This window comes from Photobacterium satsumensis (assembly GCF_050336935.1).
In the GTDB taxonomy this organism is placed as follows: Bacteria; Pseudomonadota; Gammaproteobacteria; order Enterobacterales; family Vibrionaceae; genus Photobacterium; species Photobacterium satsumensis.
In genome coordinates this window covers 1-26,804 of sequence record NZ_JAKJSK010000020.1, presented here as the reverse complement: position 1 = coordinate 26,804, position 26,804 = coordinate 1, and the positions used below count along the sequence as shown (strand labels likewise).

Annotated in this window: 23 protein-coding genes and 20 tRNA genes; 26 read left to right on the top strand and 17 right to left on the bottom strand. The window is 51.4% G+C overall.

Features of this window, described 5'->3' with window-relative positions; all coding sequences use genetic code 11:
* Positions 1-6: 6 nt before the first annotated feature.
* On the bottom strand, positions 7-399 hold the full coding sequence (cueR, locus tag L4D79_RS27605) for a Cu(I)-responsive transcriptional regulator (protein ID WP_428656567.1): 393 nt from the start codon (positions 397-399) through the stop codon (positions 7-9).
* A gap of 214 nt (positions 400-613) precedes the next feature.
* Between cueR and L4D79_RS27600 the strand changes: the two genes are divergently transcribed.
* Both L4D79_RS27600 and L4D79_RS27595 read left to right on the top strand, forming a co-directional pair.
* A complete protein-coding gene (locus L4D79_RS27600) occupies positions 614-3,565 on the top strand; it encodes a copper-translocating P-type ATPase (protein ID WP_489685946.1) in 2,952 nt (983 codons plus the stop codon).
* Positions 3,566-3,714: 149 nt separating this feature from the next.
* Positions 3,715-4,578, top strand: coding sequence for a TraB/GumN family protein (locus L4D79_RS27595; protein WP_428656563.1), 864 nt, complete (start codon positions 3,715-3,717; stop codon positions 4,576-4,578).
* Positions 4,579-4,979: 401 nt separating this feature from the next.
* On the opposite strand, the gene L4D79_RS27590 is transcribed toward L4D79_RS27595, so the two are convergent.
* The 4 genes from L4D79_RS27590 to L4D79_RS27575 all read right to left on the bottom strand — a co-directional run bounded on the left by L4D79_RS27590 (position 4,980) and on the right by L4D79_RS27575 (position 5,417).
* A tRNA-Pro gene (locus L4D79_RS27590) sits at positions 4,980-5,056 on the bottom strand.
* Between the two features lie 43 nt (positions 5,057-5,099).
* A tRNA-Pro gene (locus tag L4D79_RS27585) sits at positions 5,100-5,176 on the bottom strand.
* Between the two features lie 43 nt (positions 5,177-5,219).
* Positions 5,220-5,296, bottom strand: a tRNA-Pro gene (locus tag L4D79_RS27580).
* Between the two features lie 44 nt (positions 5,297-5,340).
* Positions 5,341-5,417, bottom strand: a tRNA-Pro gene (locus tag L4D79_RS27575).
* A 287-nt stretch (positions 5,418-5,704) separates the two neighbouring features.
* Between L4D79_RS27575 and L4D79_RS27570 the strand changes: the two genes are divergently transcribed.
* Positions 5,705-5,845 (top strand): DUF3149 domain-containing protein, encoded by a 141-nt coding sequence (locus L4D79_RS27570; RefSeq protein WP_006232775.1) that lies wholly within the window; start codon positions 5,705-5,707, stop codon positions 5,843-5,845.
* Positions 5,846-6,040: 195 nt separating this feature from the next.
* Complete coding sequence (gene smrA / locus L4D79_RS27565; RefSeq protein WP_428656561.1) at positions 6,041-6,622, top strand: DNA endonuclease SmrA; 582 nt, start codon at positions 6,041-6,043, stop codon at positions 6,620-6,622.
* Between the two features lie 57 nt (positions 6,623-6,679).
* On the opposite strand, the gene L4D79_RS27560 is transcribed toward smrA, so the two are convergent.
* From L4D79_RS27560 to L4D79_RS27540, 5 genes are all read right to left on the bottom strand, one after another.
* Entirely contained in the window at positions 6,680-7,294 is a 615-nt protein-coding gene (locus tag L4D79_RS27560; RefSeq protein WP_428656558.1) for a LysE family translocator, read from the bottom strand.
* Between the two features lie 119 nt (positions 7,295-7,413).
* Entirely contained in the window at positions 7,414-8,322 is a 909-nt protein-coding gene (locus L4D79_RS27555) for a LysR family transcriptional regulator (RefSeq protein WP_428656556.1), read from the bottom strand.
* A 40-nt stretch (positions 8,323-8,362) separates the two neighbouring features.
* Positions 8,363-8,839 carry a Cys-tRNA(Pro) deacylase gene (gene ybaK, locus L4D79_RS27550; protein WP_428656553.1) on the bottom strand — a complete coding sequence of 159 codons (477 nt, stop codon included), beginning with the start codon at positions 8,837-8,839 and terminating at the stop codon, positions 8,363-8,365.
* Positions 8,840-8,995: 156 nt separating this feature from the next.
* Positions 8,996-10,669 (bottom strand): bifunctional UDP-sugar hydrolase/5'-nucleotidase UshA, encoded by a 1,674-nt coding sequence (gene ushA, locus L4D79_RS27545; RefSeq protein ID WP_428656551.1) that lies wholly within the window; start codon positions 10,667-10,669, stop codon positions 8,996-8,998.
* Between the two features lie 213 nt (positions 10,670-10,882).
* The gene (locus tag L4D79_RS27540; protein WP_428656549.1) at positions 10,883-12,244 is read right to left on the bottom strand and encodes a Na+/H+ antiporter NhaC family protein; all 1,362 of its coding nucleotides are present in this window, start codon (positions 12,242-12,244) and stop codon (positions 10,883-10,885) included.
* Between the two features lie 330 nt (positions 12,245-12,574).
* Between L4D79_RS27540 and L4D79_RS27535 the strand changes: the two genes are divergently transcribed.
* Positions 12,575-14,458, top strand: a complete 1,884-nt coding sequence (locus L4D79_RS27535) for a methyl-accepting chemotaxis protein (RefSeq protein ID WP_428656547.1) — start codon at positions 12,575-12,577, stop codon at positions 14,456-14,458.
* Between the two features lie 78 nt (positions 14,459-14,536).
* Here L4D79_RS27535 and kdsA read toward each other — a convergent pair whose 3' ends face one another.
* From kdsA to hemA, 6 genes are read right to left on the bottom strand one after another with little or no spacing between them, the layout of a single operon-like run.
* On the bottom strand, positions 14,537-15,391 hold the full coding sequence (gene kdsA, locus L4D79_RS27530; protein WP_428656544.1) for a 3-deoxy-8-phosphooctulonate synthase: 855 nt from the start codon (positions 15,389-15,391) through the stop codon (positions 14,537-14,539).
* Between the two features lie 37 nt (positions 15,392-15,428).
* Complete coding sequence (locus L4D79_RS27525) at positions 15,429-16,241, bottom strand: SirB1 family protein (protein ID WP_428656541.1); 813 nt, start codon at positions 16,239-16,241, stop codon at positions 15,429-15,431.
* A gap of 2 nt (positions 16,242-16,243) precedes the next feature.
* Positions 16,244-16,624 (bottom strand): SirB2 family protein, encoded by a 381-nt coding sequence (locus tag L4D79_RS27520; protein WP_428656539.1) that lies wholly within the window; start codon positions 16,622-16,624, stop codon positions 16,244-16,246.
* A 13-nt stretch (positions 16,625-16,637) separates the two neighbouring features.
* Entirely contained in the window at positions 16,638-17,486 is an 849-nt protein-coding gene (gene prmC, locus L4D79_RS27515; protein WP_428656537.1) for a peptide chain release factor N(5)-glutamine methyltransferase, read from the bottom strand.
* On the bottom strand, positions 17,486-18,574 hold the full coding sequence (prfA, locus tag L4D79_RS27510) for a peptide chain release factor 1 (protein ID WP_428656535.1): 1,089 nt from the start codon (positions 18,572-18,574) through the stop codon (positions 17,486-17,488). The genes prmC and prfA overlap by 1 nt, the downstream gene beginning before the upstream one ends.
* A 50-nt stretch (positions 18,575-18,624) precedes the next feature.
* Positions 18,625-19,887: a glutamyl-tRNA reductase gene (gene hemA / locus L4D79_RS27505; protein ID WP_428656533.1), complete on the bottom strand. Its 1,263-nt coding sequence runs from the start codon at positions 19,885-19,887 to the stop codon at positions 18,625-18,627.
* A gap of 245 nt (positions 19,888-20,132) precedes the next feature.
* Between hemA and lolB the strand changes: the two genes are divergently transcribed.
* From lolB to ychF, 5 genes are all read left to right on the top strand, one after another.
* On the top strand, positions 20,133-20,765 hold the full coding sequence (gene lolB, locus L4D79_RS27500; protein ID WP_428656531.1) for a lipoprotein insertase outer membrane protein LolB: 633 nt from the start codon (positions 20,133-20,135) through the stop codon (positions 20,763-20,765).
* 8 nt (positions 20,766-20,773) lie between these two features.
* Positions 20,774-21,637, top strand: coding sequence for a 4-(cytidine 5'-diphospho)-2-C-methyl-D-erythritol kinase (ispE, locus tag L4D79_RS27495; RefSeq protein WP_428656528.1), 864 nt, complete (start codon positions 20,774-20,776; stop codon positions 21,635-21,637).
* A 32-nt stretch (positions 21,638-21,669) separates the two neighbouring features.
* Entirely contained in the window at positions 21,670-22,617 is a 948-nt protein-coding gene (locus L4D79_RS27490) for a ribose-phosphate pyrophosphokinase (protein ID WP_255040959.1), read from the top strand.
* 126 nt (positions 22,618-22,743) lie between these two features.
* Entirely contained in the window at positions 22,744-23,334 is a 591-nt protein-coding gene (gene pth / locus L4D79_RS27485) for an aminoacyl-tRNA hydrolase (protein WP_107350369.1), read from the top strand.
* A gap of 90 nt (positions 23,335-23,424) precedes the next feature.
* The gene (ychF, locus tag L4D79_RS27480; protein WP_428656525.1) at positions 23,425-24,516 is read left to right on the top strand and encodes a redox-regulated ATPase YchF; all 1,092 of its coding nucleotides are present in this window, start codon (positions 23,425-23,427) and stop codon (positions 24,514-24,516) included.
* A 56-nt stretch (positions 24,517-24,572) separates the two neighbouring features.
* On the opposite strand, the gene L4D79_RS27475 is transcribed toward ychF, so the two are convergent.
* Entirely contained in the window at positions 24,573-24,791 is a 219-nt protein-coding gene (locus L4D79_RS27475; RefSeq protein ID WP_428656523.1) for a hypothetical protein, read from the bottom strand.
* A gap of 60 nt (positions 24,792-24,851) precedes the next feature.
* Here L4D79_RS27475 and L4D79_RS27470 point away from each other — a divergent pair.
* The 16 genes from L4D79_RS27470 (at position 24,852) to L4D79_RS27395 (ending at position 26,800) form a co-directional block, all read left to right on the top strand.
* Positions 24,852-24,928 (top strand) — tRNA-Met (locus L4D79_RS27470).
* 30 nt (positions 24,929-24,958) lie between these two features.
* Positions 24,959-25,043: transfer RNA gene (locus L4D79_RS27465), tRNA-Leu, on the top strand.
* A gap of 59 nt (positions 25,044-25,102) precedes the next feature.
* Positions 25,103-25,177: transfer RNA gene (locus tag L4D79_RS27460), tRNA-Gln, on the top strand.
* A 45-nt stretch (positions 25,178-25,222) separates the two neighbouring features.
* A tRNA-Met gene (locus tag L4D79_RS27455) sits at positions 25,223-25,299 on the top strand.
* Between the two features lie 30 nt (positions 25,300-25,329).
* Positions 25,330-25,414 (top strand) — tRNA-Leu (locus L4D79_RS27450).
* A 62-nt stretch (positions 25,415-25,476) separates the two neighbouring features.
* Positions 25,477-25,551: transfer RNA gene (locus L4D79_RS27445), tRNA-Gln, on the top strand.
* Positions 25,552-25,597: 46 nt separating this feature from the next.
* Positions 25,598-25,674, top strand: a tRNA-Met gene (locus L4D79_RS27440).
* Positions 25,675-25,708: 34 nt separating this feature from the next.
* Positions 25,709-25,793 (top strand) — tRNA-Leu (locus L4D79_RS27435).
* Positions 25,794-25,859: 66 nt separating this feature from the next.
* Positions 25,860-25,944 (top strand) — tRNA-Leu (locus L4D79_RS27430).
* A 37-nt stretch (positions 25,945-25,981) separates the two neighbouring features.
* Positions 25,982-26,056: transfer RNA gene (locus L4D79_RS27425), tRNA-Gln, on the top strand.
* 36 nt (positions 26,057-26,092) lie between these two features.
* Positions 26,093-26,169, top strand: a tRNA-Met gene (locus L4D79_RS27420).
* A gap of 30 nt (positions 26,170-26,199) precedes the next feature.
* Positions 26,200-26,284: transfer RNA gene (locus L4D79_RS27415), tRNA-Leu, on the top strand.
* Between the two features lie 61 nt (positions 26,285-26,345).
* Positions 26,346-26,420: transfer RNA gene (locus tag L4D79_RS27410), tRNA-Gln, on the top strand.
* Positions 26,421-26,456: 36 nt separating this feature from the next.
* Positions 26,457-26,533, top strand: a tRNA-Met gene (locus L4D79_RS27405).
* Positions 26,534-26,567: 34 nt separating this feature from the next.
* Positions 26,568-26,652: transfer RNA gene (locus L4D79_RS27400), tRNA-Leu, on the top strand.
* 66 nt (positions 26,653-26,718) lie between these two features.
* Positions 26,719-26,800, top strand: a tRNA-Leu gene (locus L4D79_RS27395).
* Positions 26,801-26,804 lie beyond the last annotated feature (4 nt).

Below are 26,804 nucleotides of genomic sequence, written 5' to 3'. Positions count from 1 at the left end.
TTTGTCTCAGCCGTTGCGGCATAAGCCTTCAATGATTGGGCAGCTCGCCCCCTCATCCCCCGGGCACTGCTTGGTCAAGGTCTCCAAAGTCTGCTTCATCTCCAACAACTCTTTGATCTTCTCGTCAATCTCGACCAGCTTTTGCTCGGCCTTGGCTTTGACGTCAGCGCTACGCCGTTGTGGATCGCGGGAAAAAGCCAGTAGCTCGCGGCCTTCATCCAAGGTAAAGCCCACCAAGCGCGAGCGCCGGATCAAATGCAGCTCATCGATATGCTTGGCACTGTACTGGCGGTAGCCATTTGCCGCCCTTCCCGGGGGCGAAATAATGCCTTTATCTTCATAAAAGCGGATGGTCTTGGTAGTCAATCCGGTTTGCTGGGCGACTTCACTGATGTTCATACTCATCCTTACAGCTAATGGAAGGTTATGCTTATTAGTATTCTCTGTTTACCAGCCGGTGACAAGCTGATTTTTACTTTTCTCGATAAGTCTCAAAAGGCATTGACCTTCCAGTTGATGGAAGCTTTAAGATGAGTTCAAGTGAATCAAACTGTATCATCAGTAAGGCTTAAATATGGTCGAGTTAACCCTGCCGCTGAGAAAGGTGCGCTGTATGAACTGCGCCAATAAAATCAAGGCAGCCCTCACAGCACTACCGGGCATCGAGTCCGTTGATGTCAACACAGAGCAAGCGATCTTGCAGGGGACATTTGCCCCAGAGAACGCCATTGCAGCCATTAATCAGCTTGGGTATGAAGCTGGCTATCAACATCATCTGCCGCTCGCCGGCCTGTCATGCTGCAAGTGTGTCCGCAAGGTCAAGGATGCACTGGACAGCCGCCCTGATATCTTCTCTTCAGACGTCAGCAAAACCGAGCTCAGTGCCGTCGGCACCTTGCCTGAACCGCAATTAATCGAGTTGATAGAGTCACTCGGTTTCAGCGTGCCGCACACGCAAGCAAAAGAGCCTGACGCTGAAAAGCTGGCCACTCACACCCACGAGCTATCCCTGACGGGGCTTAGTTGCGGTAAATGCGTCGCCAAAGTGGAAACCTTGTTCAAACAGCACCCCGATGTAGCCGCGTTTTCGGTCAGTAAAACCCATGCCAGCGTGCAGACAGCCTTGGATCAAGCTGCTGTCATCAGCTTGATTGAAACCGCTGATTTTGGCGCTTCCCCGGCAGCAGATAAAACAAACACTGACGAAGGCAGCGCGGAAAGCGCAGCAACTGACAATAGATCAGAAAAAGCCTCGGAAGACAGGCAAACCACTGCCGGCAAACCGCAGGACGGCATAACGTCACAACAATTTATCTTATCTGGAATGACCTGTGCCAGCTGTGTCAGCTCAGTCGAGAAGGCGATTCTCAGTGTCGCTGGGGTCGCATCCACCAGCGTTAACCTCGCTGAAAGAACAGCCCTGGTGAGCAGTAACGTAGATAGCCACCTGATCATCCAAGCTATCGAGGATGCAGGCTATCAGGCGGAACTGTCTGAGGATGAACTAACACGCCGCCAACGCCAGCAAGTCCAGAACGAACAGGTTTACCGCCAACATATCAAAAATGCCTACATTGCACTGGCCGTCGGTGGCCCGCTCATGGCGTGGGGGGTATTTGGCGGCAGTATGATGATCACCTCCAAAGCCGATCAATTAGGCTGGGGGGCCATTGGCCTAGTCACCCTATTGCTGCTGGTAACTGTCGGTAAGCATTTCTTCGTCAATGCCTGGAAAGCCTTCAAGCACCACCGTGCGACAATGGATACCCTAGTTGCTCTGGGAACCGGTGCAGCATGGCTCTATTCGATGTTCGTTGTGCTGGCTCCTGACTGGCTACCGATGCAGGCCCGCCATGTTTACTTTGAAGCCTCGGCGATGATTTTAGGTTTGATCACCTTAGGTCATGCCTTGGAAGCCCGTGCTCGCAGCCGGACCTCCAAAGCGCTTGAACAGCTAATGGATTTACAGCCGCAAACCGCCATCATCGTGGACAATGGCGAAGAGCGGGAGGTCCCCCTTGCCGACGTCCGTACCGGCATGGTCCTGCGCCTCCACCCCGGCGCCAAGGTCCCAGTCGATGGCACAATCCTCGAGGGACAAAGCTATATCGACGAGTCGATGCTCACCGGGGAGCCTATCCCAGCCAACAAAAAAGCAGGCGATACCCTCCATGCCGGTACAATCAACCAGCACGGTAGCCTGCTGTTTACGGCAGAAAAAATAGGCCGAGATACTATGCTAGCCAGGATCATTGATCTGGTCCGCCAAGCACAGAGCAGCAAGCCGGCACTGGCAAGGCTAGCGGATTCCATTTCCGCTATTTTCGTGCCTGCCGTCATGATCATCGCTATCGTCACGGCCATGATCTGGTACTACTTCGGGCCAGAGCCTTCCTCGGTCTATATGCTGGTGACGGCGACGACCGTGTTGATCATCGCCTGTCCTTGTGCGCTGGGTCTCGCCACCCCGATGTCGGTCACTGTTGGTGTCGGCCGCGCCGCTGAATACGGGGTATTGATCCGTAACGCCGAAGCGCTACAGATCGCTGCCGATGTCGATACCGTGGTACTGGACAAAACCGGAACACTGACGGAAGGCAAGCCCGCGCTCATCGATAGTGACTGCTATAACGGCTTCAATATAGGACAACTGCTGACACTGGCAGCCAGTCTAGAACAGGGCTCTGAGCACCCTCTCGCAACAGCTATCGTCAACGCCGCTAAGACAGATGCGCTCAGCCTAGCGCCACAACAGCACTTCCAGGCCCAACCTGGCTTTGGCATCAGCGGAGAAGTGCAGGGCCATAGCGTGCTGCTAGGTAACCAAAAACTCATGGCACAGCACCAGATCGATCTCTTACCGGCGCAACAAGCAGCGGTAAGGGCCAGCGAGCAGGGAGCTACGCCAATTTATGTGGCGGTCGACGGCCTGCTGGCGGGCTTGCTGGCCGTCAGTGATCCGATCCGCCATGATTCGGTAGCAGCCATCAAGCGAATGAAAAAGATGGGACTTGAGGTCATCATGCTCACGGGTGACATTCCGGCTACCGCTAACGCCATTGCCAAGCAGGCCGGTATCGAGCATGTCATTGCCGGCGTACTACCTGATGGCAAAGCCAGCGAAGTGGAAAAAATACAGCAGCAAGGCAAACGGATTGCCATGGTAGGTGACGGCATCAATGATGCCCCGGCCTTGGCCCAAGCCGATATCGGTATCGCAATGGGCAGCGGTAGCGACGTCGCGATTGAGAGTGCCCAGCTGACTCTGGTACGTCACTCCCTGCATGGTGTACCCGATGCACTGCAGCTCTCTAAGGCAACGCTTCGCAACATGAAGCAGAACCTATTCGGGGCTTTTGTGTACAACACGCTCGGTATTCCGGTTGCAGCAGGGATCCTGTTCCCGTTTACCGGCGCCTTGCTCAGCCCTGTTGTGGCCGGTGCTGCCATGGCATTATCTTCCATTACCGTTGTCAGCAATGCCAACCGGTTACGGCTTTTCAAGCCTGACAGCGAAGACAGACAAGGTACCCAGCCCCATTCACAACCGAAGACGGAGAATTAACATGGTCGCAATCATCGGCACCCTTGCCATTGCCTTTATCGTCTGGTGGTTCTGGCTACAGCCCAAAAAGTAACCCCTAGCTCTATCCGATCCGATGATGAGCTGATATAACAAACACATTACTGGTTATATCAGCTCACAGGATCACTATGCTGAAGTCACTCTTCACCCGCACAGCGTTACTACTGCCTTTCATCACCACCTGCGTTGTTGCCGAGCCCCTCGTTTGGCAGGCTGAAAATGCCAACCGACAATTTATCATCCTTGGCTCAATCCATGCCGGTGACGAAAACTTCTATCCGCTGCCGACAGCGTTTACCGCCCACTGGGACAGTGCCGATGCCCTCGTGGTTGAAGCCAATATCCTCAAACCCAGCTCGGCCCAGCTCAACCCAGCCATCGCAACAACGGCCCAGATGCTGACGGACAGTGAAAAACAGTCGCTTGCAACCACCGCCAAACTAGCCGGCTTATCTTCCTCGCCACTGCTTAGCTCGCCGCCTTGGCTGGCAGCAATCAGCCTGCAGATGAAAATGGCCGAGCAAGCTGGACTCAGCCCGGATAGAGGCATTGATATCACCCTGCTCAAACGCGCCCAGGCCAAACAAATGCCCATTCTCGAGCTGGAAAGTATCGAACAGCAGTTGCGCTTGATGGAGCAACTCGATGACCACGGCAAAGATCTTCTGATGACCACGGTCAATGAGTGGGAAGAGATGACCAACCAGCTCTCTTGCCTGATCAGCGCTTGGCAGGCCGGCGATCAACAGCAGCTCGCGACCCTGTTTGATGACAGCCAGTACACCGATAAAACCGACGCAGCCCTGATCAACGACCGCAACCATGACTGGGCAAAGCAACTAACAAACGATCCGACGTATCAGCGGGGCAAGTTCTTGATCGTTGTCGGTGCCATGCACCTACTAGGGGAAGAGGGACTGCCCGCACTGCTCAAGCAGCAAGGCTTTTCAATCAAACAGCTAAGCCAAAGCGAGCAAGTCTCTTGCGGGTAAGGGCTTAGGAGAGGTTATACCTAAGCGCCAGTGATGCGCTACCAAGCTGCGCTATTTACCGACTCCGCAGTTTAGAGAATTAATACGCCAGACACGAAAAAAGCCCCAAACTACGTGTCCCGGACTTTCGCTGCTGGCTTTCAATAGTGGTCGGTGAAGAGGGATTCGATGCGACTGGGCTTCCAGACCTCGACCCTCTGGTCCGCTATTCTCAAAATCCTGAGATGCGCGACCAAGCAGCGCTATTCACCATTCACCCTGTTTACCGATATTAAAACGCCAGAAATGAAAAAAGCCTCAACTTCGCGTCCCGGTCTTTCTAACGAGGCTTTCAATAGTGGTCGGTGAAGGTACACCAGAAATGAAAAAAGCCTCGTCATTTCTGACGAGGCTTTTAATAGTGGTCGGTGAAGAGGGATTCGAACCCCCGACCCTCTGGTCCCAAACCAGATGCGCTACCAAGCTGCGCTATTCACCGACGATAAATAATGGCTGTATGAACATACCACTATTTTAAATAGTGGTCGGTGAAGAGGGATTCGAACCCCCGACCCTCTGGTCCCAAACCAGATGCGCTACCAAGCTGCGCTATTCACCGACGATAAATAATGGCTGTATGAACATACCACTATTTTTAATAGTGGTCGGTGAAGAGGGATTCGAACCCCCGACCCTCTGGTCCCAAACCAGATGCGCTACCAAGCTGCGCTATTCACCGACAATAAATAATGGCTGTATGAACATACCACTATTTTTAAATAGTGGTCGGTGAAGAGGGATTCGAACCCCCGACCCTCTGGTCCCAAACCAGATGCGCTACCAAGCTGCGCTATTCACCGACAAGTACAAATAAAAAGTCTTTTTAAACTCTCTACTTGAATCAGCTTCGTTGCTGAGGTGGCTTATAATACTCAGCCAAAGATTTTACGCAAGTAGAAAAGCACATTTTTAAAGAAAACCATTACCAACTGCTCACAGATCTACCAACCCTGACGAAAAAGTGATCGCAACCACACCCATTAACACAAACTGAATACAACCTGTAAACCATTGATCCAGATCATCACAACATTTTAGCTTCATTGTTTATCTTATGACCATTATCCCGCGTCCTAAAGGAATACACATGGATTTTTGGTTAGATCTCCTCTTTGGTAATGCCGTAGGCCTATCGTCAATGATCGTTATCTTTATCACGCTGGGATTAATGCTATTTTTTGGCGGTTACTTTGTTTACAAGGTACTGTCTGCACCCTCTCCTCACTAGAGCCATTTCGCAATGTCATCTGCTTGCGCCAGGGTCCAACTTGTCGGTTTTGGCCCTGGATTTATTTTCTCCGCTCCGTATCACAGTTCCGTCTCCTCACCTGTAACATGTTGCAATCCTTAGTAACTGAAGTCTCTTGGGTATCGAAGTCGCTGGGTATATAATCGAGATATATGCCTTCAACCCTGAAACACCATGTCTGAAAACGATGAACTAGATCTCTTTCGAGAAATGATGGCTGATGTCGCCCCTATCAAGCAGGACAAAGTCGAAGTCGCCCACAAACACCAAGTCACCGAAGCCCAACTTGCACGGCGTGTCGCGGCCCAGAGCTTGTCTGACAGCGACCCTGAATACCTTTCTTTAGACTACGCAAAAATGGTCAGGCCTGACGATATGCTGGAATTCAAGCGTGATGGTGTTCAAGAAGGCGTATTCCGTAAGCTCCGACTGGGCAAATACGACATCAATGCTCGGCTGGATCTGCACCGCAAGACCCTCAAAGAAGCACGTGACGAAGTGCTTCACTTTCTTCGCCAGTGCCAAAGATTGGATATCCGTACTGTGATAATTGTTCACGGTAAAGGAGAGAAATCCAACCCGCCGGCTTTGATGAAAAGCCATGTAGCCACCTGGCTGGAGCAAATTTCTGATGTGATGTGCTTCCATTCGGCCCTGCGCCAACACGGGGGTAACGGTGCAGTCTATGTCATGCTGAAAAAAAGCCCAGAACGCAAACTGGAGAACCGTGAGCGTCACAGCAAACGACAGGGTTAGGAAAAAGGAGCCGAAGCTCCTTTTTTTGTGTTTATCAGCCTGCATATCCCATCGGCACTAAGCCTGAATAACAACCCGCATCGCCAGCAGAATCAGCACAACACCTGAGAGCCTATCAATCATCTGCGCTTTAGTACGAAGTTTTTCCAGCACCCTAGGGTTAGACAATACAAAAGCAATAAGGGTATACCATAAGCCATCCACCAGCAGGGGTGTTGCAACAATAATGGCTCGGCTACTCAATTCCGTTCCTACCGCGACAAACTGGCTGAACAGCGCAAGGAAGAACAGTGCAAGCTTAGGATTAAGCAATGAAATCATCGCACCATCACGGGCGGCTTCCACTAGGCTGGTTGATTGCCCCGCCGCCAATTTAGCCGCTACGCCACCTTTAGAGCGCAACGCGTTTACCCCAAGGTAGGCTAAGTAGCCCGCTCCCGCGTAGGTGATAACACTAAACAACGTCGGTGACTGCTTTAGCACAACCGCTAGGCCCAACAAGGTAACCAGTGCATAAATCCCAACGCCTGCAGCATGTGCCCAAGACGTTACTACCCCATGTAGTCGGCCACCTGCCAAACTGTGCTTGGCAACGACAGCCAAGCTTGGACCCGGCGACATTGCGCCTAGCATGCATACCATGAGTAACGAAAGCCAAATACTGAGTGTCATTATTATTTCCTATCCATTAGGGATGATTTGTGCCCGTAATATACCGAAGTGAAGGTCATGCTTGGAAATCAAAAGAAATCATTGTGGCTATGACTTAAGATCATAACTGTAGAAGGCCCCTAAATCGAATACATCGAGCTTCGCATCACCATAAGCACTTGCTCACGGAACCAGCGGTGGGCAGGGTCATTCTCATAGCGGGGATGCCAAATCAGCCAATAGCGATGTTCTGGCTTGGGGATAGGCAGGGCTTTATAAGTAATATCAAACCAAGCCTGCATATTGCGGGCAATATGCTCGGGCAACACCATCAGCATATCGGTGCGAACTAAGGTTTGAAATGCAGCACTGAAGAAAGGAACAGAAAACTGCACATCTCGATGTAATCCCTGTGCTTTGAGCTCCCGCTCAACAAAACTGTCTTTGTCACCGCCCGCCGACACCCGCATATGAGGATAACCAACAAGCTGCTCCAATGACAATTCCGGTTCATTGGCCAAAGGGTGCTTCCCACGCATCACGCACACCGGGAAGTCCGAGCCAATATGGGCACCGCACAAGCCTTCGGGGATCTTCGGCAGCATGGTAGAAACCAACTGGATATCCAAATCAGCTAAATTAAATAAGTACTCCGGCGACCAAAGACGGTAACTGATATTAACCTGCGGCGCCTGCTGCTGCACCCGGTCGACAATTTCAGGCAGAATATACTGGGCAACATAATCAGAGGAGGCCAAGATCATCGGCCCAGTCCAATGCTGCGGTGAGAATATGGGCTCTTCCAGTAACCCTTGGCAACTGGCAAGGATCTTATCGACCTTGTCCTTGAGTTGCAGCGCCTTGGGCGTCGGCAATAAGCGGTTCCCCTCCCTTATCAGCAAAGGATCACCGAACAGCTCCCGCAACTGGGTAAGCTGGCGGCTAACTGCCGACTGGGTCACGCACAAACGCTCAGCGGTACGGCTGACATGCGACTCTTCCAGCAGTACCTGCAGGGTCCGCAGCAAATTCAAATTTACGTTCTGCATTGCCAGCCTTTCATTTTAGAAATATGTGTCTTTGGTCCGATTACAGTTTTGCCAACGGGGCAAACTGTCCGCCCGTCAGTGCGAGCAAATCACTGGGAGCCAATTCGATTTCCAATCCCCGCCGTCCGGCACTGACACAGATGGTTTCGTACTGCTGGGCCGAGGCATCAAGAAAGGTCGGTAGACGTTTTTTTTGCCCCAGCGGGCTGATCCCGCCGACAATGTACCCGGTCGTCTTTTCCGCTATCTGGGGATCGGCCATATCTGCCTTCTTGGCACCAGCCGCCTTCGCTGCCGCTTTCAGATCGAGCAAACCTGCTACAGGTACAATCGCAACCGCCAACTTTTTCGAATCACCATTGAGAGAGAAAAGTAAGGTCTTGAACACCAGATTAGGATCCTGTCCCAGTACCTCTGCCGCTTCCAGACCAAAATTGGTGTTGGCCGGATCGTGCTTGTACTGATGAATGGTATGAGGGATTTTCTTTTTCTTGGCAAGGTTGATAGCAGGGGTCATAACCACTCCAATTCCGATTCCTATAACAGATAGCCACTATAGCCCAATGCGATTGATGCAAAAAGAAAAAAGAAGGGAGCGCTTCTGGGGAAAATACAAACAAAAAAGCCCTGCATCAGCAGGGCTTCGTTCTCTCTAAGCGGTGAACCGTAAGCGTTAGCGGTAAACCATCTCGCCTTTTGCCGCGAAAGCATTCACGTCAATAGGACTATTGCTCTGCAGGAATTCCTTCAGGACTTCTGCATCCACAAAGCCGGTATTTACATAGCCTAAGTGGTCGGTAAGCTTAGGATAACCATCACCACCCGCCGCATTGAAGCTCGGTACCGTGAAACGGTATGTTTCAGTCAGGCTTAGCGGCTTGCCGCCAATCTTCACATCGCTGACCTTGCCGCTAGCGACCGTCATAGAAATACCATAGAACTGGGCATAGGCACCCGAATCTACCGGCTTGGTGGCAACCACATTTAGGTAGTCCATCACCTCGCTACCCGACATATCCGTATAGGTAACAATGTTGCCAAACGGCTGAACAGTCAGCACGTCCTTATAGGTGATATCGCCAGCGGCAATCGAATCTCGCACACCGCCTGAGTTCATCACAGCGAAATCTGCCTTGGCGCGCTGCATGTGAGAAGCCGCAATCAAACGTCCCAAGTTAGTTTGCTGGAAACGAACCACGTTACGGTCGCCTTCAAGTTTACCGTTAGATTCGGCGATCTTGATATTGAGCTGATCCTGACCACGCTCCTGGAATGGCTGCAGGAACGCTTTTACTTCAGCATCTTGGGCAATCTCATCCTGAATAAAGACACGCTCTTTGGATCCATCAGCCAACTTCACTTTCTTCTTCAGGTTAACCGGGATCAAATCGTAGCTAACCATCTGTAGCTCGCCATTCTGGAACTCAAAATCAGCACGGCCGACATATTTTCCCCACTCGTGAGCCTGGACAATCCACGTACCATTTTGCTGATCCGGCTGACACTCATCGCCCGGATTGAAGTTCTTGTTGTACATGTTTGGCCCTTCCATGCACACAGGCTCTTGGGAGTGGCCGCCCACAATCATATCCAACTCACCGGCAGGCAGGTAACGTGCTAAGGCAACATCACCCGGGGCATTGATACCGTTATTACCATTGGCATAGTGGCCCATGTGGGTCGCCGCAATGATAACGTCAGGGTTCTCGGTATCTTTCAGCTCTTCGATCACCTTCTGCGCTTCCGCTTTAGGATCGCGGAAATCAACACCGCCGATATATTCAGGGTTACCGATTTTCGCCGTATCTTCGGTTGTCAGACCGACAACGGCGATCTTAATGCCTTGCTGCTCGAAGATCTGGTAAGGCTGGAACAGGCGTTCACCGCTTTCCTTGCCATAAATGTTGGCAGACAGCATCGGGAATTCAGCCCACTCTTCCTGCTTGCGCAAGACTTCCAGCGGGTTATCGAACTCATGGTTACCCAGTGCCATCGCATCGTAACCCAGCATATTCATGCCCTTGAAGTCCGGCTCAGCATCCTGCAAGTCAGACTCTGGCACACCGGTGTTAATGTCACCCCCAGAAAGCAACAGAGTTGTACCGCCTTCAGCCGCCACTTCTGCACGGATCTGATCCAATAGCGTCTTACGTGCCGCCATACCGTACTCACCGTAGGAATTCTGCCAAAAACGACCATGGTGATCGTTGGTGTGGAGAATAGTGATCTTGTACGTTTGATCAGCCTGCCAAGATGGCGCTGTAGTTTCAGATTGAGTCGCACAGCCTGACAGTGAGGCCAGAATCGCAGCCGTTAGCGCTGCCTTGGTGAAAAAGCGTTCCTTCATGGGGGGTCACCTTAATCTCGTTATATGATTGATTTGACAGCGTCAGTTTAAGTTATTTAGTGCACGCTGTTGTGTGGTTTTCATCAATCTGTTGACCAGATCACTATACAAGCATCGCAATTTCATAACGCTGAAGTAACAAGCAAAAAAAAGCCTCACTGGCGTGAGGCTTCTGATATCATTTCGGGTTTTCCCAATCTAACTGCCCGGTAATCAAGCCGTCGCTAACTTCCGCGCTGGGTGCTTAAGGAAAATCGCAGTAATCGCGGCAAAGGCCAAGAAGAAACAGTAGTAAGAGTGACTCACCACTTCTAGCGGCGACAGGCCGAACACCGACCCCAGCAACAGCGCCTGTGCACCATATGGCAAAACACCCTGTATCACACATGAGAAGATATCGAGCAAACTCGCCGAGCGGCGAGGTGTCACACCATTCTCTTCTGCCAACTCTCGCGCTACACCGCCAGAGACGATAATCGCTACTGTATTGTTCGCGGTACAGCAGTTGGTCAGTCCTACCAGCCCAGCAATACCCAATTCACTAGCCCGCAAGTTTTGTGCTTTAGAATGCTGCTTGCTAAAGACACGAATGACTTTGCTGATCAGCTGCGTTAGGTATGCTAAGCCACCCTGGCGGCGCATCAACTCACCCATACCACCGATAAGCATCGACAATAGGAAGATTTCCTGCATGTTACCGAAACCAGCATAAATGTCCTGGCCGTAGGTCGACAGGCTGTAGTCTGGGGTGCCAAACAGGCCAATACCACCAGCAAGCAAGATACCGATGCTCAGTACGACAAAGACATTCAGGCCCGACACCGCCAATACCAAGATAGTGATATACGGCAGCACTTTCAGCCATTCGACGTCGGTTGTTGCAGGGACTTCCGTCGGCGTACTGCTGAACATGAACAGCAGAATAGCAGCGATAGCCGCTGGCAATGCGATACGGATGTTTTCACGGAACTTGTCTTTCATCTGACAGCCCTGAGAACGCGTCGAGGCAATCGTGGTATCCGAAATAATCGACAGGTTATCACCAAACATCGCGCCACTCAGCACCACACCAGCCGTCAGTGCCACATCCATACCCGCTGTTTGTGCGATACCCAAGGCAACCGGTGCAACCGCAGCAATGGTGCCCATCGAGGTCCCCATCGCTGTCGCGATAAAGGCCGAAATAACAAAGATACCCGGCAGAATCATGCTGGCTGGCAGCATTGAAAGGCCAAGGTTTACCGTTGCGTCCACGCCACCCGTCGCCTTAGCGACAGAAGCAAATGCACCAGCCAGAAGATAAATCATACACATAGCAATAATATCGCTATGGCCTACCCCGCGCAGGAACTGTTCAATTGCCTTGTTGAGCTTTTCCTTACTCAACAAGATAGCCACCATGACAGCAGGCAGCGCAGCTACCGGTGCCGGCAATTGGTAGAAAGCAAAATCCACACCTTGCAACGTCAGGTAGGTACCGACACCGATGAACAAGGCCAAAAATATTCCCAGAGGGAGGAGCGCCACCGCTGAAGGAGCCGGCTCGCTAGAAGTATGTTGTGTTGTATTCGACATGATGACTACAGGACATCTATTTTAGAAATTGCGCCTAGACTAAGTGTTGTTAATGGCCGCGTCAACATCTAGACGTCTAAACATCTAAAAAAGCCAGTGATCGCAGAATAGTAAACTCATCAGGTATTACTGTAACAACACACATATCATTTACCGATGAGCGACATTTTATTGACGGAGTTGGAGCTAATTTCGTCAATCAAAAGTCACAATAAATCAGCAGTTTGATTTTTTTTCGACCAAGGCTACTTTTCCGTGCAACAGGCAATAAATCGCTATAGAATCCGCGACGCAAACACCTACCCACCCTCTGTTGTTGAGATAAAGACAATGACACTAACCTTGAAACAGAAACTCATCGGCGCCAGCCTTTTTGCTGTTGTCATTATGGCCACAGCACTCACTTGGCTTGCAGCTGACCAACTCTTTGACCAAACGCGTCAAGGGATCTATGCCCGAGCAGAAAGCATTGCCAGTGCTGCGAACGAAGGGATTGGCGACTGGGTGCAGATCCGTCGTGATATCGCCCGCTCATTCAATGATTACAGCACCGAGGAAAACATGGTGCCGTACCTCCAGCTAGCTCGAAAAGCTGGCGGATTCGATGATATTTTCTTCGGTACACCGGCCGGGGACATGTTCCGCTCCCACCCAGAGCGTAACCGCGCTGACTACGATCCTCGCACCCGTCCATGGTATCGAGATGCTGTCAGTGCCAACCGCCAAATTGTCACCACCGCATACCGTGACGCCATCACCAACTCGTTGCTGATCACCATTGCCGAACCGGTACGTAAAAACGGTAGCCTGCTGGGCGTCGTCGGTGCCGATGTACTGATCGATCAGTTAGTCGGTGATGTGATCAACTTAGATGTCGGCAAAAATGCCTACGCCATGCTGATCAACAAACAAGACAACACTTTTCTTGCCCACCCTGATGAGTCTTTGCTCCTTCAGCCCATCAACCGCTTTAGCAGCGAGCTCAATATGGCGCTTATTGACGATGCAGCCCGTAACGGCAGCATTGAAATGGCGACCATCAAAGGTAAAGAGAAGCTGTTCTACTTTGCGCCAGTTCCGGGTACTGACTGGGTGCTGGGCCTAGAGATGGATCGCGCGACCGAAGAAGCCAGTCACACTACCCTGCTTCGCCAGCTGATCATCACATCCATCGTGATCACCCTGATTGTGGTTGCCATTTCCGCGACTCTGGTTGGCTACCTGTTCCGCGACTTGGCCCGAGTCTCTGACGCATTGGCTGAGATTGCGACAGGTGAAGGTGATTTAACTCAACGCCTGGAGCCGCGCAGCGACGATGAAGTCGGCCAGCTTGCCCATAACTTCAACCGCTTTGTGGGCAACATGCATACGATGGTCTGCAAGCTTAACGATGTGTCGAACTCGCTGACCCAACAGGCACACATTACCGCCTCTCAGGCAGAAGAGCGCAGCACCCGTATCCAGCACCAGCAAGATGAAATCAATATGGTGGCAACAGCCATCAATGAAATGGCGGCAGCCACCCAGGAAATTGCCGGCAACGCCGACAGCACGGCACGTACGGCCGGTGAAACGGTGAATGTGTCTGATCATGGTGCTACCCAAGTGGGCCAAAGCCAGCATTCCATCACCAGTCTTGCCACCGAAGTCGATACGGCTACCGGCGTGATCGGCGAGCTGAATACCCATGCCCAGAGCATCAACACAATTTTGTCGACCATCCAGGGCATTGCCGAGCAAACCAACCTACTAGCACTGAATGCTGCCATCGAGGCTGCCCGTGCTGGCGAGCAGGGACGAGGTTTTGCCGTCGTTGCCGATGAGGTAAGAGTACTGAGTCAACGCACCCATGCGTCAACGCAGGAAATCCAGCAGATGATCGAAACCCTGCAGCAAACCACAGGCAAAGCGGTCGGGATCATGGAAGACAGCCGCAAGCTTGCAGAAACCAGTGTTGATGATGCCAACTCCGCATCGGCCAGCCTGTCGCAGATCAACAGCGCAGTCACCAATATCAATGATATGGCCACTCAAATTGCCTCTGCAGCAGAAGAGCAATCGTCAGTGACATCGGAAATAACCCGCAATACCGAAGGGATCCGCGATGTCTCCAACGAGCTTGCAGTCGAAGCCAACGAGGCCGCCAAGCAAGCCGCTGAACTTTCGGAACTCTCCTTCCAACTCCAGCAGGAAATCAGCCGCTTCAAGCTATAAGCTAAAAGCGAGAAAAGAAAAGCAACAAAAAAGGCGATACCGAGGTATCGCCTTTTTTATCTGTAAAACTGCTAAGCGTTACTTGATATCGATCTCTTCGAAACCTTTTACCAAGTCATCAAGCTGCTTCAGCTGGCTCAGGAACGGCTCAAGCTTATCCAGCGGGAACGCTGACGGGCCATCACAGCGCGCTTGATCCGGAGTCGGGTGCGCTTCCATGAACAAGCCAGCAATCTTGGTCGCCAGACCAGAGCGAGCCAAATCAACCGTCTGCTCACGACGGCCACCAGAAGCGGCACCGTTTGGATCACGACACTGCAGGGCGTGAGTCACGTCAAAGATGATCGGGCTACCTTTAGACGCCTTCTTCATCACGTCAAAACCCAGCATATCAACAACCAGGTTGTCATAGCCGTGCAATACACCACGCTCGCACAGGATGATGTTTTCGTTGTCGCACTCGGCGAATTTTTCAACGATATTACCTACTTGGCCTGGGCTCATGAACTGAGGCTTCTTCACGTTAATCACCGCGCCAGTCTTAGCCATTACCTGAACCAAATCAGTCTGACGAGCCAAGAAGGCAGGAAGCTGGATCACGTCAACCACATCGGCAACAGGCTGGGCCTGGTACTGCTCGTGGATGTCGGTAATGATCTTCACGCCGAAGGTGTCTTTCAGTTCTTGGAAAATCTTCAATCCTTCTTCCATACCCGGACCACGGTATGAATGCACAGAAGAACGGTTTGCCTTGTCGAAAGAAGCCTTGAAGACATAAGGAATGCCTAGCTTGTCTGTCACTTCAACGTACTTTTCACAGATTCGCATCGCCAAATCACGTGACTCCAGTACGTTCATACCGCCGAATAGGACAAACGGCTTATCATTGGCAACATCAATATCACCAACACGAACAACTTTCTGTTCCATCATCTTCTCTCTTAATTTTTGAACCTATGCCCGGCAGGGATCAATGCAGGGTCAGCGGCTCTTTGTTGAGTTCTTTGACCTGAATTTTCAGCAGCTCAGCAGCTGGGTCTTCAGGGCATTGCTCGATAAAATATTCGTAATCCGACACCGCCGCATGGCTGCATTCCAGTTGCTGGTAAATATAGCCGCGATCACGGATTTCGTGCGGGTCTCCCGGACGAAAAGCGCCGAGAGCCACATCGCTGCAGCGCAACGCTTCGGCAAACAGCCCCTCACGCAGCAGGGCACTTTTCATCACAGTTAACCAGCGAGCCAAAATATCGCCATTATCGGCCGTAACGAAATGTTCACTACGCAGCTCACTAAAAGGCCCCTTGTGCCCCTTCAGCCAAGCCGCCATCATATGCTTGCTCAGGTACTCACCATCAAACGGGTTAATATACTGAGGCTCGCTGCCGTACCACTCGACCTTCAGGACAAACTGGGTAGGAAAACCCACTGCGCTTACCGGCAAGTCCAGACGATGCGCCAGGAAAAGGAACAGGGCACCGAGGGTGACCGGGATCCCTTTCTTGCGCTCGAGTACCTTGTCGAGGAACACGTTGTCCGATGAAAAGTACTGCTCGTGATCGCCAATAAAGCCCCACTCGCGGTAAAACAGTCGTAGCAAGCCTTCAAGACGTAAGTAACTATCCGGCTCATCCATCAAGGCATGCTCTGCCTCCTGGGCAAGGCGTGCCAACTGGATATTGACCCAGCCTGCGGGGAAATGCGGATCCACCGCTTCTGTCATCGCAACCGCGCCATCCACCAGCGGCATCTGCTCCAGTTCTTGTTCGGTAAAGCGTAACATGGTTATCCTAGGAAAGAGGTTTTGGTCATTGCAATCTTGGCCGCTGCCATTATCCAGCCCAGCGAGCCGAAAAAGGCAAAGGTCTTGAAGACCTTGTTAGAACCCATTTTCAGGGTGAAGTAGCCAAGTGCAATATAAGCCAAGACGCAACTAATCTTCTGCGTCATCCAGCCACCAGCTTCGGTAAACGGCACGAAACCAGTAATGAAAATCAGCGTCACCCCAGTCAGCAACAACACCGTATCAACGACATGCGGGGTAATTTTAATAAACTTTTTCTCGCTCAGGGTCGAGTTGGCCATCATCAAGCAGTAACGCAATATAAACAATGTCACGCTCAAGATGATAGCCAGCATATGTAGGTGTTTAACAGCGGTATACATAATTATTATCTCTCTATCCTTGCCAGCAGCCCATGGTTACACGATCCAGGCCTGCATAGTCCTGTGCTGTGGATACCTGCAGGTACCCCAGCGCCTCTAAAATTTCACGTACTGCCACACCTTGCTCGTAGCCGTGCTCCATCAGCAGCCAGCCACCACTTTCAAGGTGTTGGCGACCCTGTTCACTGATCACCTGGATATCAGCCAAGCCATGATCCTCTGCCACCAAGGCACTCTTGGGTTCAAAGCGGACATCACCCTGCTCAAGGTGCGGATCTGCCCCATCAATGTATGGCGGGTTACTGACTATGACCGAAAAGCGCTCTTGCTCTGTCAGCGGGCTGTACCAGCTGCCAGAAAGAAAGCGGGCGTTGGTAATGTGCAGGTTGGCACGGTTTTCTTCGGCCAGTGCTGCCGCTTCCGGGCGCAGGTCAATACCTGTGACCGCAATATCACGCCGCTCAGAGGCCATCGCCAAGGCAATGGCTCCGGTTCCCGTCCCTAAATCCAACACATTACAGGCTTCAGCAGGCAGCTTCTCCAGTGCCAGCTCGACCAGCCTTTCGGTATCCGGACGCGGGATCAAGGTATGGGGCGCAACTTTCAATGGCAGTGACCAGAACTCACGCTCGCCGACAATATAGGCGACCGGCTCACCGGTCAGGCGCCTAGCCATCACCGCCTCAAACGCTGCCAGTTGGCCGGCATCTAATTCTTTCTCGGGCCAGGTCAGCAAATAACTGCGGGGCTTATCAAGTACATGGCACAACAAAACGGCTGCGTCTATATGCGGGCTGTCAGAGCCCGCATCCACCAATGTCTTCACCGCCTGCTTAAGCTGGGCGTCTATCGACAGGGTCATTAGTTTTGCTCAGCCATTGCTGCAAGCTGATCTGCCTGGTGCTCTTGCAGTACCGGCTGGATCAGGCTGTCCATATCCCCTTCCATCACCTCATTCAGGCGGTAGATAGTCAGGTTGATACGGTGGTCTGATACACGGCCCTGCGGGTAGTTGTAGGTACGGATACGGTCAGAGCGATCGCCCGAGCCAAGCAGGTTACGACGGGTGCTGGCTTCTTCGGCGTGGCGCTTCTCTTCTTCGGCCTTGATAATACGGGCCGCTAGCACTGACATCGCCTTGGCTTTGTTCTTGTGCTGGGAACGCTCGTCCTGACACTCGACAACGATACCGGTCGGCAAGTGCGTAATACGGATAGCAGAATCGGTGGTGTTTACGTGCTGGCCACCGGCACCAGATGCACGGAAGGTATCGATTTTCAAATCGCCCGCATTGATTTCCGGGATTTCCGCTTCTGGGATTTCCGGCATTACCGCCACTGTACAGGCTGAAGTATGGACACGGCCCTGAGATTCAGTCGCAGGTACACGCTGAACACGGTGGCCACCCGATTCGAATTTCAATGTGCCGTATACGGCTTCGCCACTGATTTTTGCAATCATTTCCTTGTAGCCACCGTGCTCGGCATCGTTGGCACTCATCACTTCCACGCGCCAGCCGCGTGATTCGGCATATTTGCTGTACATACGGAACAAATCACCGGCAAAGATACCGGCCTCATCGCCACCGGCACCGGCACGGATTTCAACAAAGCAGTTACGCTCGTCGTTTGGATCTTTAGGGATCAGTAGAACTTGAAGTTCGTCTTCAAGACGGATGATCTCCGCTTTTGCTTCCTTGACTTCCTCTTGTGCCATTTCACGCATTTCAGGATCGTCTTCGTTGGCCATCTCTTCAGCAGTTTCCAAATCTTCTTTGGCTTGCTGGTAAGCCTGGAAGCACTTGGTGACTTCCTCCAGCTGTGAATATTCACGGGAAAGCGCACGGAACTTGTCCTGGTTACCAATGATCTCTGGATCACTGAGTAAGTGCTGGACTTCTTCATAACGCTCAACCAGCGTTTCTAATTTCACTAAAATTGAAGGTTTCATATAGATTTCTACTGTATTCCATTAGAGACAGGGAAGGTTCCCTGCCCGAATTAATTCTTGCCGATATCTAAACCGAGCGTTTCGCGGATCACGGCCAGCTTTTCTGGCTCCCCTTCTTTAGCCGCCTGCTGCATGGCACGGGTAGGCGCGTGGATAAGCTTGTTGGTCAGTTTGTTACTGAGCTCCACCAGCACTTTTTCTGGGTCACCCCCGTTGGCCAGCGCCTGCAGACTGCGTGTCAGCAAATCTGACTTGAGCTCTTCAGCTTGGCAGCGGTATTGGCGAATACTGTCGACCGCTTCAAGCGAGCGGATCCAACTCATGAACGCCGCGCTTTCCTCACTGACGATCGCTTCGGCCTGTATGGCCGCCACTTTACGCTGTTCACGGTTTTTCTCAACAATACTGTGCAAATCATCAACCGAGTAAAGGTATGCATCGCTAAGCTCACCCACTTCCTGCTCAATATCGCGGGGAACCGCAATATCCACCAACAGCATTGGCTGGTGGCGGCGAGCCTTGATGGCTTTCTCGACCATCCCCTTACCGATGATCGGTAGCGGACTGGCGGTTGAGCTGATCACGATATCGGCTCGGTGGAGGTGCTCCGGGATCTCCGGCAGGCTGATCACCTCGGCACCGAACTCTTGGGCGAGGTTTTCTGCCCGCTCCTTGGTCCGGTTAGCCACGATCAAGCGATTGCAACCTTGTTCGACCAAATGGCGGGAAACAAGCTCAATGGTCTCGCCAGCACCGACCAACAACACGGTGGCTTCTTCAAGCGACTCAAAAATCTGTTTAGCCAATGTACAGGCAGCAAAAGCCACCGATACTGCGTTGCCGCCAATATCAGTTTCTGTACGAACCCGCTTTGCCACGGTGAACGTTTTGTGAAACAGCTTTTCCAGCATCCCCTGAATAACTTGGCTATCCCGGGAGTCAGAATAGGACTGTTTGACCTGGCCGAGGATCTGCGGTTCGCCCAATACCAGCGAATCGAGCCCGCAAGAGACTCGCATCAGATGACGGACAGCCGCCTGCTCTTCATGAAAGTACAGGCTTGGCATCAGCTCTTCAGTATTGATCTGGTGAAATTTACTCAACCAGTCAATCATGAGCCCGGGGCCATGCTGCGTCACATCGCAATATAGCTCTGTACGGTTGCAGGTTGAGACAATCACCCCACTATGGACCTCTGGATGGTTTTCCAGCTGGGTCAAGGCCTGCTTCATCTTTTCAGGCGAAAACGCAACCCGTTCACGCAAGTCTACCGAGGCTGTTTTATGGTTTATTCCTAGTGCAAGCAATGTCATGGAGACGGTGTACCACTTCGCCGATGAAATATGATTTAAGGGCGGATTTTACTTGATGCCCCCGCTTAATTAAAGAACGCATATCGAATCTACATGGCAATAATCCACATAAATTAGCATTCAATTATTCAAAGGATAGGAAAAAAGAGTGATAGCCACCTGCCTTTTTCCGAGAGAAGGAGTTGGAAATATTAAGGTTTTACCGCTATTGTTTGCCAACAATACTCAATAAAAAAGTGATAACGATGATGTCATTATTGCGACATGCCCGACATCCTTTTGCCCGCATTCCCCGTAAAGCACCATGGTTAGCCCTTATTCTGTCGCTGCTGGCAGGCTGTGCCACCCAACCACCGCAGACAAGCCAAACCGACTGGGATAGCCATGAACAAGCGCTTCAGGCACTCTCCAGCTATCAGGCCAATGGAAAGCTCGGCTACAAAGGCAAGCAGCGGTTCGGCGCCAATCTGATCTGGGAAACCGCGCCTGAAAAAGACCACCTCTTACTGACTAACTTTTTAGGTTCGACCCTGTTAAAGCTTGATGCGACCCCAAGTCACGTGACCTTGGTCGACAATTCGGGCAACACCCACCAGGGCACCAATGCCAGTGAGTTGGTATCCAGCCTGACAGGCATCAACTTACCGATCGAGCAGATGCGTGACTGGCTCATCGGTTTACCGACGGCGGCCGATACCTACCAGCTCAATAACGAAAACCGCGTTGGCTACCTTGCCAAGCGGGTTGACGATAAACTGTGGCAGCTCGATTACAACGAGTACGACTACTCTGTCAGCCCGGCCCTGCCCAAGCGCATGGTCTTGAGCACCACCGGCGCCAGCATTACCCTTATTATCCATCAATGGTCCATTAACTAGAGTACGCTATGATCACCCGCACCACCCAATGGCCGGCACCGGCCAAGCTGAACCTATTTCTCTATATCACCGGCCGCCGCGCGGATGGCTACCATGAACTGCAGACCCTGTTTCAGTTCCTCGATCATAGCGATACCTTGACCATTACCGCTAATGACAGCGATGAGATCACCCTATCACCGGCGATTGAGGGTGTGAAAACCGAGGACAACCTGATCTACCGTGCCGCGGATGCGCTGCGCCGACGGGCGGGGATCCAGGCTGGGGCGGACATCCATATCGACAAAATCCTGCCGATGGGCGGGGGCCTTGGCGGCGGATCCTCCGATGCAGCCACGACACTGGTTGCCCTCAACTATTTATGGCAAACCAACCTCAGTACCGATGAGTTGGCCGAACTGGGTTTAGCACTCGGTGCTGATGTACCGGTCTTTGTCCGCGGGATAAGTGCGTTTGCCGAGGGCGTCGGTGAGCAATTACAACCTGCCGAGCCGAAAGAAAAGTGGTATCTGGTTGTCAAACCAGAGGTAAATATTGCTACCGTTGATATTTTCACCCATCCGGGGCTAAAAAGAGATAGCAAAAAACGGTCTTTAAATGCCCTGTTAGCAGGGGTTTACGAAAACGATTGCGAAAAAATCGTCAGATCACTGCACCCCGAGGTTGATAAGGCGCTTTCGTGGCTGTTAGAATACGCGCCGTCGAGATTGACCGGCACTGGCGCTTGCGTGTTTGCTGAATTTAGCAATCCAGAAGCGGCCACTGCAGCCCTGAATAAATTACCTGACTGGCTCCACGGATTTGTCGCAAAAGGTGTCAACACATCTCCCCTTTTGACAGCCTTGTTCGCACATTCTACGGATTGTCAGTAACTACAACTTGGACGCAACCTGAGGTTTCCACCGTGCCTGATATGAAGCTGTTTGCTGGTAACGCGACACCAGAACTAGCCCAACGCATTGCTGACCGTCTTTACATTTCTCTAGGAGACGCAACAGTTAACCGTTTTTCCGACGGTGAAGTCTGTGTTCAGATTAATGAAAACGTTCGTGGTAGCGACGTATTTATCATTCAATCTACTTGTGCGCCAACCAATGACAACCTAATGGAACTGGTTGTTATGATCGATGCGCTACGCCGTGCTTCTGCAGGCCGTATCACCGCTGTAATTCCTTACTTCGGTTATGCTCGCCAAGACCGCCGCGTCCGTTCTGCCCGTGTGCCAATCACGGCGAAAGTCGTTGCCGACTTCCTGTCAAACGTGGGTGTTGACCGCGTTCTGACTGTTGACCTACACGCAGAGCAAATCCAGGGCTTCTTCGATGTTCCTGTAGATAACGTTTTCGGTAGCCCTGTACTACTAGAAGACATTCTGGCGAAAAACCTGGAAGATCCAGTGGTTGTTTCTCCAGACATCGGTGGTGTTGTCCGTGCTCGCGCTATCGCGAAGCTACTTGATGACACAGATATCGCTATCATCGACAAGCGCCGCCCACGTGCCAACGTTTCTCAGGTAATGCACCTGATCGGCGATGTTGAAGGCCGTGACTGCATTATCGTTGATGACATGATCGATACCGGCGGTACGCTGTGTAAAGCAGCTGAAGCGCTGAAAGACCGTGGTGCTAAGCGCGTATTCGCTTATGCAACGCACCCGGTATTCTCTGGTAGCGCGCCACAGAACATCCGTGAGTCTGTGATTGACGAAGTTATCGTAACTGACTCAATTCCTCTGACTCAGGAAATCGTTGACACAGGCCGTGTATCGGTTCTGACGCTATCAGGCATGCTTGCTGAAGCAATCCGTCGCATCAGCAACGAAGAGTCAATCTCGGCGATGTTCCAGCACTAATTCTGGATTGCCAAAGAGATTCAGCGCCCCGCCTTGTGCGGGGCGTTTTTCGTTAAGATATCAATTTTGCCTAATTTGATATAATATGGCGCGCGATTTTACAGCCCCTAGACTTGAGAGATCAGTGTGAGTAACAATATTCGCTTACTTGTTGGCCTAGCAAACCCCGGAGCCGAATATGCCAGGACCCGTCATAATGCCGGAGCCTGGATCGTAGAAGAGCTGGCCCGTGTACACAATGTCAGCCTACGAGAAGAAGCCAAGTATTTTGGCCAAACCGCCCGGATCCAGACCAATGGGCAGGATCTTCGCTTGTTGATCCCGTCGACCTACATGAACCTCTCGGGTAAATCGGTTGCTGCTCTGGCGAAATTCTTCCAGATCAAACCAGAAGAAATCCTGGTTGCCCACGATGAACTTGATCTCCCACCGGGTGTGGCCAAGTTCAAGAAAGGTGGTGGTCACGGTGGTCATAACGGCCTGCGCGACATCATCAGCAAAATGGGTAACAACAAAGATTTCTACCGCCTGCGTGTGGGTATCGGCCACCCGGGCGATAAGAACAAGGTCGCTGGCTTTGTTCTGGGCAAGGCGCCAGCCAAAGAGCAAGAAAATATCGATGCCGCCGTTGATGAAGCGGTACGCTGTATGGATATTTTGCTCAAAGATGGCTTAAACAAAGCCCAAAACCGACTACATTCATTCAAAGCTGTATAAGCCGGATATTGTAGTCAATACTGAATTTATTTTTCGGCAGCGGGTCTGCCGGACTGTTTTACCGAACAATTACCAAAAGGGTTTCACACCATGGGTTTTAAATGCGGAATCGTCGGCCTGCCTAACGTAGGTAAGTCCACTCTTTTCAACGCCCTGACCAAAGCAGGGATCGAGGCAGCGAACTTCCCGTTCTGTACTATCGAACCAAACACAGGCGTTGTGCCGGTGCCGGATCTGCGTCTTGATGCCCTGGCAGCTATCGTTAACCCTGAGCGCATCCTGCCGACAACGATGGAATTCGTTGATATCGCCGGCCTCGTTGCTGGTGCATCAAAAGGTGAAGGCCTGGGTAACAAATTCCTAGCCAACATCCGCGAAACGGATGCAATCGGCCACGTTGTGCGTTGTTTCGAAAATGACAACATCATTCACGTCGCAGGTAAGATCAACCCAATCGACGATATCGAAGTGATCAACCTCGAGCTTGCTCTGTCGGATCTTGATACCTGTGAGCGTGCAATCCAACGCCAGGCCAAGCGCGCCAAAGGCGGTGATAAAGATGCCAAATTCGAAATCGCTGTACTGGAAAAAATGCTACCAACCCTAACCGAAGGTGGTATGGCACGCTCAATCGAGCTAAGCAAAGAAGAGTTTGCTGCGATCAGCTACCTGAACTTCCTGACGCTTAAGCCAACCATGTACATTGCCAACGTGAGCGAAGACGGCTTCGAAGATAACGAGTACCTAGACATGGTGCGCGAGCTTGCAGAGAAAGAAAATGCAGTCGTTGTGCCTGTATGTGCCGCTATCGAATCTGAAATTGCAGAGCTTGACGATGCTGACCGTGAAGAGTTCCTGTCAGACATGGGTATCGAAGAGCCGGGCCTAAACCGTGTGATCCGCTCTGGTTACGAGCTATTGGATCTACAAACTTACTTCACCGCTGGTGTGAAGGAAGTGCGTGCATGGACGATCCCTGTAGGTGCAACCGCCCCACAAGCAGCAGGTAAGATCCACACCGACTTCGAAAAAGGCTTTATCCGTGCAGAAGTAGTCGGCTACGACAACTTTATCGAGTTCAACGGTGAGAACGGCGCGAAAGAAGCCGGTAAATGGCGTCTGGAAGGTAAAGACTACATCGTTAAAGACGGTGACGTTGTCCACTTCCGTTTCAATGTGTAATTAAACACAACGCTTTTTAGTCTTTCAGAAAGCCAGCCTTAGTGCTGGCTTTCTTTTTATGTGCGCACCAACAATCGCTTCGCTCGATTTAATGCAGTTACGGCCAATATTGTTTTCCACCAACAATGTTGTTTTATCGCTTTCAGACGCACTAAAACGCATAAAAGCAGTTGTTTAGCACGGCAAACGCCCAGTTCGTCCAAATAACCAACGAACAAGCGGATTTTTTCAAGATATTCAAAAAAACTGTTGACGCTTTTGGCTGGTATGAGCATAATGCGCCCCGTTCCCGAGACGGCGGCCAGACAGGCAGGCGGCTTGGAAAACAACAAAATGGCTACGTAGCTCAGCTGGTTAGAGCACATCACTCATAATGATGGGGTCACAGGTTCGAATCCCGTCGTAGCCACCATCTCCCTTCTTAGGAAGCGAGATACACTGTGCGGAAGTGGCGAAATTGGTAGACGCACCAGATTTAGGTTCTGGCGCCGCAAGGTGTGAGAGTTCAAGTCTCTCCTTCCGCACCATTATTTTTTCGGTTGAGCCTTAGGCTTAATTGAAACAAGTCTCTGAAAAGAGCGACTGCAGGTCTATCGCCAAGCGGTAAGGCAGCGGCTTTTGATGCCGCCATTCCCTGGTTCGAATCCAGGTAGACCTGCCAACTTTACAAGGTTGTAGATTACTAGTATAGTCGGCAACCCATGATGGCTACGTAGCTCAGCTGGTTAGAGCACATCACTCATAATGATGGGGTCACAGGTTCGAATCCCGTCGTAGCCACCATTCTCTCCTTTACGGTGAGACACAAAATATGCGGAAGTGGCGAAATTGGTAGACGCACCAGATTTAGGTTCTGGCGCCGCAAGGTGTGAGAGTTCAAGTCTCTCCTTCCGCACCATATTTTCTTAATAAGCTTTTTGCTTCATTAGGAAAAAAGAAGTCTCTGAAAAGAGCAACTGCAGGTCTATCGCCAAGCGGTAAGGCAGCGGCTTTTGATGCCGCCATTCCCTGGTTCGAATCCAGGTAGACCTGCCAACTTTACAAGGTTGATGATTATCATGTATAGTCGGCAACCCATGATGGCTACGTAGCTCAGCTGGTTAGAGCACATCACTCATAATGATGGGGTCACAGGTTCGAATCCCGTCGTAGCCACCATTTCTCTCCTTTACGGTGAGATGCAACAATTTGTGCGGAAGTGGCGAAATTGGTAGACGCACCAGATTTAGGTTCTGGCGCCGCAAGGTGTGAGAGTTCAAGTCTCTCCTTCCGCACCATCATTCTTCGATTGAGCTCCGGCTTAATTRAGAAAACCAGAGAAGCAGCTGGCAACAGCACAAAATGCGGAAGTGGCGAAATTGGTAGACGCACCAGATTTAGGTTCTGGCGCCGCAAGGTGTGAGAGTTCAAGTCTCTCCTTCCGCACCATTCTCTCTGGATTCAAGTCTCTGTAAAGAGCATCTGCAGGTCTATCGCCAAGCGGTAAGGCAGCGGCTTTTGATGCCGCCATTCCCTGGTTCGAATCCAGGTAGACCTGCCATATTACACTCATTAGCAAATGCTGATGATACATGTTGGCTACGTAGCTCAGCTGGTTAGAGCACATCACTCATAATGATGGGGTCACAGGTTCGAATCCCGTCGTAGCCACCATTCTCTCCTTTACGGTGAGACACAAAACATGCGGAAGTGGCGAAATTGGTAGACGCACCAGATTTAGGTTCTGGCGCCGCAAGGTGTGAGAGTTCAAGTCTCTCCTTCCGCACCATATTTTCTTAATAAGCTTTTTGCTTCATTAGGAAAAAGAAGTCTCTGAAAAGAGCAACTGCAGGTCTATCGCCAAGCGGTAAGGCAGCGGCTTTTGATGCCGCCATTCCCTGGTTCGAATCCAGGTAGACCTGCCATATTACACTCATTAGCAAATGCTGATGATACATGTTGGCTACGTAGCTCAGCTGGTTAGAGCACATCACTCATAATGATGGGGTCACAGGTTCGAATCCCGTCGTAGCCACCATTTCTCTCCTTTACGGTGAGATGCAACAATTTGTGCGGAAGTGGCGAAATTGGTAGACGCACCAGATTTAGGTTCTGGCGCCGCAAGGTGTGAGAGTTCAAGTCTCTCCTTCCGCACCATCATTCTTCGATTGAGCTCCGGCTTAATTAAGAAAACCAGAGAAGCAGCTGGCAACAGCACAAAATGCGGAAGTGGCGAAATTGGTAGACGCACCAGATTTAGGTTCTGGCGCCGCAAGGTGTGAGAGTTCAAGTCTCTCCTTCCGCACCCA